This is a genomic window from Pelotomaculum schinkii, from assembly GCF_004369205.1.
In the GTDB taxonomy this organism is placed as follows: domain Bacteria; phylum Bacillota; class Desulfotomaculia; order Desulfotomaculales; family Pelotomaculaceae; genus Pelotomaculum_C; species Pelotomaculum_C schinkii.
The window spans coordinates 105,165-118,859 of record NZ_QFGA01000001.1 but is presented as its reverse complement, the minus strand read 5'-3'; the positions used below and the strand labels follow the sequence as shown (position 1 = coordinate 118,859).

The 13,695-nt window shown below is 45.8% G+C and carries 12 protein-coding genes; 2 read left to right on the top strand and 10 right to left on the bottom strand.

The features are described 5' to 3' along the window. Positions 1-35: 35 nt before the first annotated feature. The gene (locus tag Psch_RS00640; protein WP_282432409.1) at positions 36-1,217 is read left to right on the top strand and encodes a glycosyltransferase family 4 protein; all 1,182 of its coding nucleotides are present in this window, start codon (positions 36-38) and stop codon (positions 1,215-1,217) included. Next, positions 1,201-2,685, top strand: a complete 1,485-nt coding sequence (locus Psch_RS00635) for an O-antigen translocase (RefSeq protein WP_134216953.1) — start codon at positions 1,201-1,203, stop codon at positions 2,683-2,685. The genes Psch_RS00640 and Psch_RS00635 overlap by 17 nt, the downstream gene beginning before the upstream one ends. A 55-nt stretch (positions 2,686-2,740) precedes the next feature. Here the strand turns inward: Psch_RS00635 and Psch_RS00630 are convergent, their stop codons facing one another. Genes Psch_RS00630 through Psch_RS00585 form a run of 10 tightly spaced genes read right to left on the bottom strand, consistent with a single transcriptional unit; the run spans position 2,741 to position 13,537 of the window. Then, positions 2,741-3,718: a glycosyltransferase family 2 protein gene (locus tag Psch_RS00630; RefSeq protein ID WP_190238821.1), complete on the bottom strand. Its 978-nt coding sequence runs from the start codon at positions 3,716-3,718 to the stop codon at positions 2,741-2,743. Further along, a complete protein-coding gene (locus Psch_RS00625) occupies positions 3,718-4,797 on the bottom strand; it encodes a class I SAM-dependent methyltransferase (RefSeq protein ID WP_190238820.1) in 1,080 nt (359 codons plus the stop codon). Before Psch_RS00625 ends, Psch_RS00630 begins: the two co-directional genes overlap by 1 nt. Before the next feature lie 18 nt (positions 4,798-4,815). Beyond that, complete coding sequence (locus Psch_RS00620; protein WP_190238819.1) at positions 4,816-5,895, bottom strand: glycosyltransferase family 4 protein; 1,080 nt, start codon at positions 5,893-5,895, stop codon at positions 4,816-4,818. Positions 5,896-5,944: 49 nt separating this feature from the next. Continuing rightward, the gene (gene rfbB / locus Psch_RS00615; RefSeq protein ID WP_190238818.1) at positions 5,945-6,931 is read right to left on the bottom strand and encodes a dTDP-glucose 4,6-dehydratase; all 987 of its coding nucleotides are present in this window, start codon (positions 6,929-6,931) and stop codon (positions 5,945-5,947) included. Positions 6,932-6,947: 16 nt separating this feature from the next. Then, entirely contained in the window at positions 6,948-7,799 is an 852-nt protein-coding gene (gene rfbD, locus Psch_RS00610; RefSeq protein WP_243124014.1) for a dTDP-4-dehydrorhamnose reductase, read from the bottom strand. A gap of 5 nt (positions 7,800-7,804) precedes the next feature. After that, entirely contained in the window at positions 7,805-8,287 is a 483-nt protein-coding gene (locus Psch_RS00605) for a dTDP-4-dehydrorhamnose 3,5-epimerase family protein (protein WP_243123916.1), read from the bottom strand. Continuing rightward, positions 8,284-9,360: a glucose-1-phosphate thymidylyltransferase gene (locus Psch_RS00600; protein ID WP_243123915.1), complete on the bottom strand. Its 1,077-nt coding sequence runs from the start codon at positions 9,358-9,360 to the stop codon at positions 8,284-8,286. The genes Psch_RS00605 and Psch_RS00600 overlap by 4 nt, the downstream gene beginning before the upstream one ends. Positions 9,361-9,393: 33 nt before the next feature. Next, positions 9,394-10,692 carry a hypothetical protein gene (locus tag Psch_RS00595; RefSeq protein ID WP_190238815.1) on the bottom strand — a complete coding sequence of 433 codons (1,299 nt, stop codon included), beginning with the start codon at positions 10,690-10,692 and terminating at the stop codon, positions 9,394-9,396. A gap of 29 nt (positions 10,693-10,721) precedes the next feature. Continuing rightward, the gene (locus Psch_RS00590; RefSeq protein WP_190238814.1) at positions 10,722-12,068 is read right to left on the bottom strand and encodes a nucleotide sugar dehydrogenase; all 1,347 of its coding nucleotides are present in this window, start codon (positions 12,066-12,068) and stop codon (positions 10,722-10,724) included. After that, entirely contained in the window at positions 12,065-13,537 is a 1,473-nt protein-coding gene (locus Psch_RS00585; RefSeq protein ID WP_190238813.1) for a polysaccharide biosynthesis protein, read from the bottom strand. The genes Psch_RS00590 and Psch_RS00585 overlap by 4 nt, the downstream gene beginning before the upstream one ends. Between the last annotated feature and the right edge of the window lie 158 nt (positions 13,538-13,695).

Here is a 13,695-nt window from a genome sequence, read left to right as displayed (position 1 = left end):
CTTATAGATTAGTTGATGAGAAGTGATATTAATTAGTGACATGGAAAAAAGGTTTTAAAATAAAGTTGCTCCACCTCATCACGGACCTGCACGTCGGGGGCGCCGAGATGATGCTTTACAAGCTCCTCTCAAATATTGACCGGGAAGTGTTTGAGGTTGAGGTGGTTTCTTTGACGGATACCGGGCCAGTCGGTATAAAAATCAGGGAACTGGGGGTGCCGGTGCGAGCTTTGGAAATCCGCAAAAAAGCGCCGAATCCTTTAAAGTTGCTGCAATTTGCCCGTCAGATCCGTCAATCTCCCCCTCACTGCATCCAAACCTGGATGTACCACGCAGATCTCGCAGGCGGTCTGGCCTCCGTACTAGCCGGCCGTATCCCTGTGATCTGGGGGATACGGCACAGCAGACTTGATCCGCAAAGCACCAAACGAACAACCCTTTGGATTGCCGGGATCTGTGCCCGGCTATCCCGAAAGCTGCCGGCAAAAATTGTTTGTTGTTCAGAAGCCTCCCGCCAGGTACACGCTGAATTAGGCTACGAAACGGGGAAAATGGTGGTCATCCCCAACGGCTTTGACCTTTCGGCTTACAAACCGGATCCTTCTTCACGCATATACGTTCGCAGGGAACTGGGCATCCCCGAAGAGGCGTTGTTAATAGGAATGGTGGCACGCTACGCTCCCGACAAGGATCACCGCAACTTTATTTATGCCGCGGCCCGGCTGAACACCTGCCGGCCGGATGTTCACTTCCTGCTTTGTGGGGATGGGGTAACCTGGGAAAACCCTGAGTTGGTTGCGTGGACCAAAGCGGCAGGAATCCTTGACAGGTGCCATCTTTTGGGCCGGCGGGACGATATCGCCCGTCTCACCGCGTCCCTGGACATCGCCACTTCTTCTTCATATAGTGAGGGATTTTCCAACGTTATCGGTGAAGCTATGGCCTGCGGCGTACCCTGCGTTGCAACGGACGTGGGGGATTCCGCACTGGTTGTGGGCCAAACGGGCAAAGCTGTTCCTCCTAAAGACCACCGGACATTGGCGCAGGCATGGAGCGAACTTATCGAGCTTGGTCCGGTGGGCAGAAGCCGGTTGGGTCAAGCGGCCAGGCTCCGGATCAAGGAGCATTTTAGCCTGCCGCTAATCGTCAACCGGTATGAAGAATTATATAAAGAAGTCATATGTAATGACGTGAGTGAATATGCAGCCGATCAGTGACAGGAAAAGCTCAACGGCGCAAATACTGAAGGCCTCCGCCATCATTGGCGGAAGTTCAACATTCACCATCGTTTCCGGTATTGTCAAGAGCAAAGTAATGGCGGTACTGCTGGGGCCGGAAGGCATCGGACTCCTGGGGCTGTTGCAGTCTGTTCTGAATACTGCAGGCACAGTGTCCGGGATGGGCCTGGCTGCAAGCGGCGTGCGTCAGATTGCTGAGGCGAAGGCCTCCGGCGATACGGATTATCTTGCCCATACCCATATAGCATTATGGTGGTCCGCAGTAATAACAGGATTATTGGGCGCCCTGCTGTTAATAATCCTTCGCCAACCGGTTACCCGTCTGGTCATAGGCGCCGACGGATATGCCGGGGCGATAACCTGGCTGGCCGCCGGTGTCTGGGCGACTACCGTCTCCGGCGCTCAAACCGCTATACTAAACGGCTTACGCTATCTGGGCGATCTTGCCAGGGTATATATTCTCAGCGCACTGGGTGGCATGCTCATAGCTGTGCTGGCGGTATGGCAATGGAGAGAAGCAGGTATAGCCGTCGCAGTAGTAAGCACGCCCCTAGTCCTTCTGGTAGTTTCCTGGCATTATACGCGCAGGATCGTCAAGATTCGCATTCACGCAACCTGGCAAGCCGTCTCAAAACCTTTACGCGGGCTATTCAGCCTGGGTTTTACTTTTATGATCACAAACCTGATCAGGACAGCCAGTCAATTTGCTGTAAGGGTTCTTATTACAGGAACATTAGGTGTGACTGCCACCGGTCATTTCCAGGCGGCATGGAGTATTTCCGCACTTTACCTGGGTTTTATCCTGGAATCCATGGGTAAGGACTTTTATCCCCGGCTGACTGCAGTTGCCGATGACCGTAAAACCGCCAACACCCTGGTTAACGATCAGGCCGAATTGGCTTTGCTCCTGGGCGCCCCGGTTATCCTGGGCATGCTTACCCTGACCTCACAAGTGGTTAGTATCCTATACTCTGGAGTATTTGGAGAAACAGTTGGTATTCTGCGCTGGCAGTTCCTCGGAGACCTGTTTAAGGTCGCCAGCTGGACTATGGGTTTCCTTCTGCTGGCCCAGGGACGCAGCCGTTTATTTTTTACCACCGAACTTTCCTGGAATCTCATGTATTTGGGATTGGTTTGGGGAGGTTTACCAATCTGGAATCTCAAGGCGACAGGAATCGCTTACTTCTTGACCCATACATTTTACTTTTTTCTGCTGTGGATAATCATTTTTCGAGTGAACCGTTTTTACTGGAGAAAAACAAATCTTATCCTACTGATTGTCTTAATGAGTTGTGCAGCGATCATTTCATGGGCCAGACTTTTCCCGGGTATTGTTCCCTTGGTATTGGGTTTAACACTAACCCTGGCAATGGGTAGTTATTCGTGCTTAAGGATATATCGATTATTGGGGGGCTGGCCATGGATATATTTCAAAAAACGTTCGTAAATACTATTATTCCTCTTCAATCATGAACGCTTCATAGTTTAGTAAATGAAAGCTTTCAAAAAGGCTTAGCCCCCAAAAGATCCTTTGCCGCGCTTTTCCATCCATAGGAAAAACGGTGATAGCGAAAAGTGCATAATTCTTTTATCACTGTTTGCAATCGCCGCAGTTTTTGCCCGGGCATATTGCCGCGTACTTTTAAATGCTCTATCTTCGCTTCAAGTAATGAAATTGCGTCTCTGTTGTAATGGCCGGTGTTGCCGGACATTAGCCGTTCATGAGCAGCTGTGAAATTATTTAGCTGGTGAACATAACTGCTTGAGTCCGTCCCGCGTGACACAGACAGCCGCTCCACAAAGCTGTTTTTTCTTGCCCCTAATTGTTGTCTATCATGTTGGCGGTATTTTATCAGTGACTGACAGATAAACGCTAAATCCGCATTGGCGGCTACAATCAAAGCAATCCACGCGTCATGCACCCAGCCTTCCGGAATAGGCAGGATGAGCCCCCTGAACTTTTCTCTGAAAGCCATAGTCGCGCCTGTTACCACATTACGTTTAAGCAGTACTTCAACAGCTTTTCCATGGGTGACTTTTTTTTGCGCAGAAGAGCTGAAGTCCTTGGACTGCCAGAGCCGGTAACCCAACGGACACAAGCGTGCATCGACGACTTCAGCGTCCGTAAAAACAGCGCCTGTATTGGGTGAATTTAACAATACAGCCTCAATAAACCTTAACTTTTCTGGCTGCCAAACATCATCCTGATCAGATAAGGCGATCATGCCACCTGTACACAAACTGATAGCTTTTTCAAAATTTTTTGTCGACCCCAGGTTTTTTTCATTAATACTTAAACGCACCGGAAAACCTGCCCTGGCAGCAAAATCTTTTACTATCTCCACCGTGTAATCCGTAGAGCAGTCATCACAAACAATCAGTTCATCCGGCAGGCGTGTCTGTGAAGCAATACTGTCAAGTTGTTCCCTTATATATTGAGAGCCGTTGAATGTACACATTGCAATACTTAGTCCTGCCACTATTTCTCCACCACCATGGCAATTTCTTCACCGCAGCCCGGTTTCAATTTTAATAACGCCCATTCCACAAATTGCATGCCGCGTGACCAAAGACGAAGGGTGAATGGTATGCGGCTGCCCCATAAGTATTTACCGGTACGCTGAATTATTTTACTGGCTGCGAAAAGTCCGTTCGCCTCTCTGATTGTAGTTGATATTTTATATTTTTCAAAACCCGATTTTCTCGCGAGCAGTTGCAGCGACGCGAGAGAAAAAATATGCAAATGCCTTGGAGGGTCCAGAGCAAGCCAACTGTTTTTAAACAGCTTATGCCCCCAACTTTCACTATTCGGTGTAATCACCACCAGGCGCCCGCCAGGTTTAAGAATACGGCGGCATTCACATAAAAGTCCGAGGGGATCATAAACGTGCTCAATAAGGTGGCTCATGGTTATGACATCAAAACAATGGTCCGGATAATTCTGGGACTGAAGGTCACCAAGGCGCACTTTCAGTCCTTTAGCTCTTGCGTTATCAACTGCCACGGGATCCAAATCCAGACCTTCTGTATCCCAGCCCAGGTCTTGCAAAAACTTTAGCTTATGTCCACTGCCGCATCCAATGTCAAGCAATAGCCTATTGGGCTGTGACTGCTGATACATAACACTGAAATCCATGTTTTCCCGCCGGCCCGGATGAAAGTAAAGCAACAGCCCCAGCAGCTTCTTATAAATATTGACCGACTCTCTGTAATAACCGTATCTCCGAGCCAAGTAACCTTCTTTTGCCGATTTATATAAGCGCCGTGGCAAAGTATCAGAATTACAACTGTTGTCCTGGTGGGTATAGTAGTTTTTATAAGCCTTACCCACTTCTTCCATCAATGGCTCCGGATCCAGCCACACCAGGCCGCATTCAGGGTTTGAACACTTTTTGAGATTCCATTCTCCTGGCGCGCAAAAGAGACGGTCTATTAACCCATGGTACAAGTTATGGCCTTGATGGCCGCAAATGTAACAACATGGACAATTTTTAGTGTGGATTTTATTATCACTTTGCGGAGATAACACAGGATTTTCTTCATATTCGGTGAACGGCACTTCCATCCTCCTATCTTTCTAACCTCTTAGAACCTCTAAAAAATCAGGTAAAACAGCCTGTATTGAATACTTACGTTCAACCGTTTCCCTACCCCGCCTGCCCAGTTCCATCCGGAGTTGGGTTGATTGGAGCAGACTGCTGATTTTTACTACCCATTCCTCAATAGAACAGGCCAGACAACCGTTTAACCAGTCTTTAATAATATCCTTATTTACTCCGACAGGCGAGGCCACGGCGGGAATTCCCGCGGCCATGTATTGAAGCAGCTTTAACCCGCATTTTCCCTGATCATATTCATCTCCGGGCAGCGGCATTACCCCGATGTCAAAGGTTAGAATATGGCTTACTTCATCCTGTAACGACCAGGGCAGTTGTTCTACATGAACACCGGGGCATTGATAACTTAGTCCTCCGATAATACGGATTAAGATATTATGCTTTTGGGCAAGTTCTTGAAAAACGGGCTTTAATATGTTCAAGTAAGGCAGTGAACTGGGCGTGCCTATCCAGCCGATAATATATGGGGCGCCCGCATTTTTGTCTTCATATTTCTTAGCCGGATACCTGTTCATATCAATTGTTGTTGGTATTATAACTACATTAGCGTTATAAGCCCCGGCGTAAGACGCCAGATATGCATTGCCGGCAATAACAGTATCACACCGCGCCAGTACCCTGGCTAACCTGTTGGCGTCACTAAACCGTTCTGCCGGCGTTTTGTCACGGTGGGCATAAGTTGTAAAAATAGCGTCGTCAAAATCAAATATAATCCGTTTGCCAATCATTTTCCCAACCATACAGATCAGTATTTCAGGAAACGGGTACACGTGCGGTAAAACCAGGCGCTGGATAATTATCACATCATAACGCCAGATAATAAAGACAGCTAAAATACGGTTTAATGCTCTTAGTCCAAAAAAAATGGCCTTATGAAATAAACCTTTATAGGGAGCGAACATGGTATACATAAAATCAGATATACCCGCCCTGTAATCAGCAACCATCCCGGTGCGGCGCAAATAATCCAGGTACTGGTAAACCCTGTACCGGCTGGCCGGGTCATTCATTGACGCTGTCGGCAAAAAAAGCGCTTTCAATTTTAACCCCTCTGATTCACAAATTACCTGGTTTTCCATACTATGGACTCTAGCTGGTCAGACTTTTTTTAGACGCTGCGTTCCAACTCTCAAACCAACTGCTGTGGCTGAGATACCACTCTATGGTATCATGCAGCGCCGCGGTAAAATCATATGCCGGCCTCCAGCCAAGTTCGCGGCAAATTTTACCGTTGTCTATCGCGTACCGCCGGTCATGCCCCGGGCGGTCTTTTACAAATTGAATGAGACTATGCGGCTTTTCTAAATACGTCAATATCTCCTTGGCCAGTTCAAGATTGTTGAGTTCCCTGCCGCTGCCGATATTATAAACTTCTCCAATCCTGCCAGCCAAAATTACTTCCCTCAGGGCACGGCAATAGTCCATTACATAAATCCATTCGCGGACGTTCAGTCCGTCGCCGTAAATTGGAACCGGCTTATCATTCATAGCGTTATTGATAATTACCGGAATGAGTTTTTCGGGGTACTGAGCCGGGCCATAATTGTTTACGCAACGGGTCACAATTACCGGCAGTTGGTATGTTTTGAAATAAGCCCGGCAGAGAAGATCGGCTGCCGCCTTGCTGGCCGAGTAGGGGCTGTTAGGAGCAAGAGGCGAATTTTCGTCAAAACTACCGGTTAAACCAAGTGAACCGTATACTTCATCTGTAGAAACCTGAATAAACTTTTTAACCCCGTTATGCCGCACAGCTTCCAGGAGAACCTGAACTCCTTTAATATTACTTTCGATAAAAGGGTCTGCGTTATCAATACTCCGGTCAACATGTGATTCGGCAGCGAAATTTACAATTATATCCACACCTTCGCTGACAAGCCTTTTCACCAACTCGGGGTCGGCAATGTCACCCCTGACAAAATGACAGCGTTTTTGCTCCAGTCCTTCCAAGTTCCTCAGGTTGCCTGCGTAGGTTAGCTTATCTAGGATTATGATCTGCCAATCACGGTGTTCACCGAGAATATAGTGAATAAAATTTGAGCCAATAAAGCCTGCTCCACCGGTTACGAGAAGCTTCACGGACAATTACCCCCAATTATATTAATACTCCCTGTTTCTTGATCATCTCTAGATATCTTGCAAGGGCTTTTTCCCAGGAGGGGAGCAGGTAGCCAATGGTTTCCTCCAAAGGGAAAGGATCCAATATAGAGTAAGCAGGACGCCTGGCCGGGCGGGCCAGCGCTGCGCTATCACATGAAGATAAGTTTACTGCCAGGCCGCACATGTCATATATTTCCTTCGCAAAATCATACCAGGTGGTACTCCCCTGATTGGTAATATGGTAAGTACCGTAGCAACCGCTGCCGCTTAAATCAGCTATAGCCCGGGCCAGGTCAACAGTAAAAGTGGGGCTTCCCGACTGGTCGTTAACGACACTTGCTTTTCCCTTCGCCTTACCCAGCTTGATCATGTTTGCAACAAAATTATTGCCGCCAGGTCCAAAAAGCCAGCTGGTACGGACGATATAACAGGGACATGCAATCTCCTTTAGCGCCCTTTCGCCCCAGAGTTTGCTGCTTCCATATATATTCAGGGGGTGTGGAACATCATAAATACCGTAAGGGTCCTTCTTACTCCCGTCAAAAATATAATCAGTGCTGATATGAACCAGTACTGCTCCCAGCGCCCTGCACGAGGCCGCCAGATTGCGCGGTCCCAGGCCGTTCGTGAGGAAAGCCCGGCGCCGCTCACTTTCCGCGCCGTCCACATTTGTATAGGCGGCACAGTTAACAACAATATCAGGCTCCCGGGCTCTGATAACATCCCTTACCCTGTCAAATTCAGTAATATCCAGTTCATCCCGTCTCAAAGCAATTACTTCCATACCACGGCTGATATATTCAGCCGTAACGGCCTTTCCCAGCATGCCCGCAGCGCCTGTAACCATTACTCTCACCTATTGATATCCTCCCACGAATACGGAATTGAAGGATCATTATACGGCAGGCGATACTCGTCAGGTTGGTTGTAATTATACAACTCTGTTGGAAAATTCACGATAAGCGAGGTTTCGTTCCCCTCCGCTGCAAAACCATGGTAAATAAAAGGGGGGATTTTCAATAATACCGGATTGAGAGAACCTAAATGGAACACATTCACCAACCCTTTGGTTGGGCTTCCGTCACGCAGGTCACAGAGGACCGTTCTTGCCATGCCGGATATGCAGACGAAGTGGTCCCACTGCAATTTATGATAATGCCAGGCCTTAACTACCCCCGGATAGCAGGCGGTTATATAAGCCTGGGAGAATTTCATAAATTCAGGCCAATCACAGCGCAGCATCTCCATCAGAAAGCCTCTTTCGTCGGGTACTACCTTTAGGCTCCTTACCTCTACGCCTTCAATAAATTTGATGGTGTACACCTCCAGTCTCAAATCAATACTTCCGAATCATCACCAAGGAATATACGGACGGCCTTGCGCTGGTCCATAACCCGGCTAACCCTGGTGTTGTTGCCGATAAGGCTGTCCTCAATTCTCTCTACATCTTTTAAAAAACAGTTGTTAAGGACAACCGAATGCTCAATGCTTACATTTTCAAGCACGCTCTTATTGCCTAAAGCAGTATATGGTCCAATAAAGGAATCTTCTATCATCACATTTTCACCGATCACTGCCGGCCCGCGAATGACACTATTTACAACCTTGCTCCCGCTGCCGATCGCAACCCTACCCACAACCCTGCTGTTCTGGTCCACCTGCCCGTTGCATACGGGGCGGGTATATTCGTCCAGAACCACACGGTTTGCTTCCAGGATGTCGTCCTTTTTACCCGTATCCAGCCACCATCCTTCCAAAATTTTGGCCTCAACAGGATTGCCTGATTCAATCATCGCTTGTATGGCGTCCGTTATTTCCAGCTCCCCGCGCCAGGATGGTTTAATCCTGTCTATAGCGCTGTGGATAGCCGGTCGAAAAAGATATATGCCCACCATGGCCAGATTGCTGGGCGGTTCTGCCGGCTTTTCTATAAGCCTTACAACCTGCTTATTGTCGCCAAGTACGGCAACTCCGAACTGGCACGGATTGGCGACCTCCTTTAAGTGGATCATGGCTTCATTTGACGAGTTATTAAAATCCTTTACTGATTGACTGACTCCACCCTGAATCAAATTGTCACCTAAGAACATAAGAAACGGGTAGTCCTCCAGGAAAAGCCTTGCCGATTTTACCGCATGGGCGAGTCCCCCAGGCTCGTTTTGTAGAATATAATTAATGGTGGCATCCCAGCGCGCGCCGTTTCCTATAGCCTTTCGCACCTGCTCCCCGGTTTCGGGGGAGATAACAATCCCTATATCACTAATACCCGCGTCCCGGACCTGTTCAATTACAATTTGTATGATGGGTTTATTCGCTACCGGAATAAGCTGTTTTGCCATGGTATGGGTCAGCGGCCGCAGACGTGTTCCCTTTCCACCGCATAAAATAAGAGCCTTCAAACGAAACACTCCCGATTATTTACGTGATAGGCTATAAACATGTTAGCTCATAAGATAATTTTTCTTGGTAAACCGGCCAAATATCTTATTTAAGGCCCAACTTTTTTGCATACCTTCACTGATAAAAAGTAAAGCCACCATTATTACCTGCAGCCGGACACGGTAAATACCGCCTATATTGGCGGAGCCCAGGCTGTAAATCAAACCAAAAGTTAAAATAAAAAGCAATAGAAACAAACATGCTCCTCGTTGCGTCCTCCAAAGTTGTTTAAAACCTGCGATAAAATAACTGTATAAAAAGTACAAAAAGATCATTTCAGGTACTGCCAGGATACGTATGGCGCCAATTGATTGCCAGGGAAAGGGGGCAAATAAAAAATAGACTACACCAACGGGCAAATATTTTAATGCGTCAAAAAACGAATCAAATTGAACGTCTTCGGCAAAAGCCCCTTCTCCATAAGCGGCATTTTGATGCTGTTCACCTATGGTTTCAAAGCTCTGGCTTAAAATATACTCTGTGCCCATAAAACCGTATCCCATTTGCTGCAAGACAAATCCGGCTATGATCACGATGGCAAACGAATACGCTATTCTTTGCAGCCAGGGAAATTTCGAAGCTGCAAAAATATAAGAAAGCGCGATACAGACTGCAATTAAAATACCGGCGTAAAATCTCATTGTAACTAGCGCCATTAATAACAACGATATAAATAGTACCCTTCCCAGTTTATACTCCTCAATTAATTCAAGAGTATGCTTTACAATCAACGTAATTAAAAAAATAACCAAACTATCCTTCAAGTTTAAAGACGACCAAAGGATTGCGGACGGAAAATAAATAGCAAGCGTATAGCTGATTTTTGCCGCTTTAGAGCCGCTAAGTTTCAAGGCAATAAAATATAAATTTAAGCCGGTGCAAACAGAGGCGATACTGTTAATAATAATTATCAAGTCAGGCTTAAACCCGGCAAAGTAATAAATAATTCCATTCCAGTATTGATAGCCAAAATTATTTTTATTTATGTCCAGATGAGTGCCGTTATGCCAGGCTTCGGCGATTAACCTGCCTATTTGCTCGTAATAAATCGCATCCGAGGTTTTAACATATTGAATAAAGGAAGTTTCAAAGCAATGGGTTGATACGATAAGGATTAACCTGATCAATAAGGCGCCAAGCGCCAGAAGAAACAAAAATTTTCTGTCTGATACGGGTACATGGTGGATTCCGGCAAGCAATAAAATTGCCGCGCTAATTACCAACAATAATGGTATCATAAGCAAATTTTCGTTTGTTAAAGCGCCTGCTATGATGCCGGCCGGGACTAAAATATACAGCAATAATTTAATGTAATCACCCCCTTATTGATTTAGATTTTTGTGATTTTTTCTTTGCCTCTTTGTACTAATTTTGTTGCATTTCGCGCGTCCAGAATAATCCTGGCGTTGTCGACAACCCATTGATAATCGAGACAGGTGTGGTCGGTTAAAATCAGAACACAATCCGCTCTGTTTATTTCTTCCACCGACAGATCCATATTCTCAAGGTATATCCCATTCTTGCCAGGCATTTTGAATTTCGGTACATAAGGGTCGTGATAAACCACATCAGCATGATTTTTCTGGAGCGAACTTATAATTTTGATAGCAGGCGATTCCCTGATATCATCAATGTCCTTTTTATAAGCTACACCCAGAACCAGAATTCTTGAATCATTCAGGCACTTTTTGTGCTGATTGAGTAATCTGACCAATTTGTTAATTACATAATCCGTGGCTTGATTATTTACTTCCTCGGCGAGGTCGATAAAACGAAGCCTAAAATCATAATCCAGGGCCTTCCAGGCAAGGTACAACGGATCAACTGGAATACAATGCCCTCCCACACCGGGTCCGGGATAAAATGATTGGATACCAAAAGGCTTGGTGGCCGCAGCGTCTACAACCTCCCACATATCAAGCCCCATCCTGTCGCATAAGATCATAAACTCGTTAACCAGGGCAATATTAACCGCCCTATATGTGTTTTCAAAAATTTTTGTCATTTCAGCAACCTCAGTTGATGTAACCGGTACAACATGTTTAATTATTTGGTTGTAAAAAACACACGCCACCTCATGACATAGAGCAGTTACTCCACCAACGACTTTTGATATATCCTCCGGTTTGAAATTTTTATTGCCGGGATCCACTCTTTCAGGGGAAAACGCCAAAAAGAAATCTATTCCTGCTTTTAGGCCGGTAGACTCCAGGATCGGCAGGACCACCTCCTGGGTTGTTCCCGGAAAAGTGGTGCTTTCCAGACATATCAATTGCCCGGGTTTTAAATGGCCGGCTATTTCTCTGGTAACAGTAAGGACATAAGACAGGTCCGGTTGTTTCATCATTTTTAGAGGAGTTGGAACGCAAATAATGATAATATCCACTGCATGAAGCAGATTGTATGAATGGCTCGCCCTTAGGCATCCATTTTCCACAAGGTTTTTGAGAACATCATCTGGAACATCGGGGTTATAACTTTTTCCATTGTTGATTTTTTCGACTTTACTGATATCTTTATCAATTCCTGTTACGAAAAAGCCTGCTTTTGCTTGTTCCACAGCCATCGGCAAACCAACATAACCCAGACCGACTACAGCGACACTAGTCTCACGCTTTATAATTTTTTCTTTGATAATTCTTGCTAATTGCTCTCCACGGTCTTCTAAACCTTTCATTCAGCAGACACCATCCCCAAAAAACTACTTGCTTTTCTAAAGCCAGGTAATACTTCTTGCAATAAATCAATTACTTTTTCTTCTTGAAATGAAAACTCCGGGTTTGTTATGGTATTCATAAAAGCATCAACTTTGGCGGAGTCCTGCTTGCAACCACTAACAGCAAAAATACGTTGATGACTGGTGGGTATGGGCTTTTCATTTTCTGCAAGCAGCTGTTCTACCAGTTTTTCTCCCGGGGAGATTCCAGTAAAAAGTAACTTGATATCTTTTTCAGGCTCGTAGCCCGATAACCTTATAAGTTTTTTAGCTAAATCGAGAATCTTAACAGGCTGGCCCATATCTAAAACAAAGATTTCTCCGCCTTTTGCCATTACACCGGCCTGGATAACAAGTTGCGCTGCCTCCAGCGTAGTCATAAAATAACGCACCATATCCGGATGTGTTATTGTTAACGGGCCACCCCTTGCAATTTGTCTTTTAAACAAAGGGATAACACTCCCCCTGCTTCCCAAAACATTGCCAAAACGGACAGCGACATAACGAGTTCCACCCCTGGCATTCATCCCCTGAATAACCATTTCCGCCACACGCTTCGTTGCGCCCATGATACTGGTAGGATTTACTGCTTTGTCTGTGGAAAGCATGACAAATATATCAGTTCCAGCCAGATAAGCTGCTTCAGCTACAATTTGAGTTCCAATAATATTATTCTTTACCGCTTCGCCAGGAAATTTCTCCATAAAACGGACATGTTTGTGAGCAGCAGCGTGATATGCTACTTTTGGGCGGTATTTATCAAATATTTTTTTCATGCGAACACTGTCTTTAATATCAGCAATTTCTGTTTTAAAACATAAACCTGGAAACTTTTCTTTTAATTTTGACTCGATTTCATATATGCTGTTTTCTCCACGCCCCAGTAAAATAAGCTCTCCAGGTGAAAATTTAGCGACTTGAAGGCACAATTCAGAACCTATGGAACCACCCGCTCCAGTAATCAGCACATTCTGACCTGTTAAATACTGTGCAATTTTTCCTATATCCAGGGACACCGGCTCCCGCAAAAGAAGGTCATTCATCTCGATGTCCCGAATATGACCTATTCCTATCCTTCCAGTTATGAAGTCATAAAAACCAGGTAATATCTTTAGCCGCGCTTTGCTCGTCTGACTGATTTCAACAATCTGGCTGATTACCCGCCCCGCTGCGGAGGGTATAGCAATAATAATCTCGCTGATGTTATATCGGTTAACAAGGGTGGGGATGTCTTTGCGGCATCCTAAGACAGGTAAACCATGTATGCTTTGCCTTTGCTTACTTATGTCGTCGTCCACGAAGCCAACAGGCTTATAATCGCTGTTTTGTCTTTTGGTCAGGATTTCTGCCACTACTCCACCCGCCACACCAGCCCCAACGATTAAAACCGGCTTATTTACCCTAGCTGCTTCTGCCCTCTCTTCAACCATTATTAAACTCCTTCTATTCCTTCTGCATACATTTATTTCATGATATGGGGGATCAAGATATATGGTTACAGCCAAAAACGGGGTATAACATCAAACACCAACTCCCGTCGTTCCGTTAGTCTTCTTTGCAAGGGAAGTATCGGCCCTGAAGATCTGAA

Coding starts and splice junctions, on each gene's coding strand:
- Psch_RS00590 (WP_190238814.1), bottom strand. CDS start 12,068: ATGAAAGGTTTAGAAGACCGTGGAGAGCAATTAGCAAGAATTATCAAA.
- Psch_RS00635 (WP_134216953.1), top strand. CDS start 1,201: ATGCAGCCGATCAGTGACAGGAAAAGCTCAACGGCGCAAATACTGAAG.
- Psch_RS00585 (WP_190238813.1), bottom strand. CDS start 13,537: ATGGTTGAAGAGAGGGCAGAAGCAGCTAGGGTAAATAAGCCGGTTTTA.
- rfbD (WP_243124014.1), bottom strand. CDS start 7,799: ATGGTTACAGGCGCTGCGGGCATGCTGGGAAAGGCCGTTACGGCTGAA.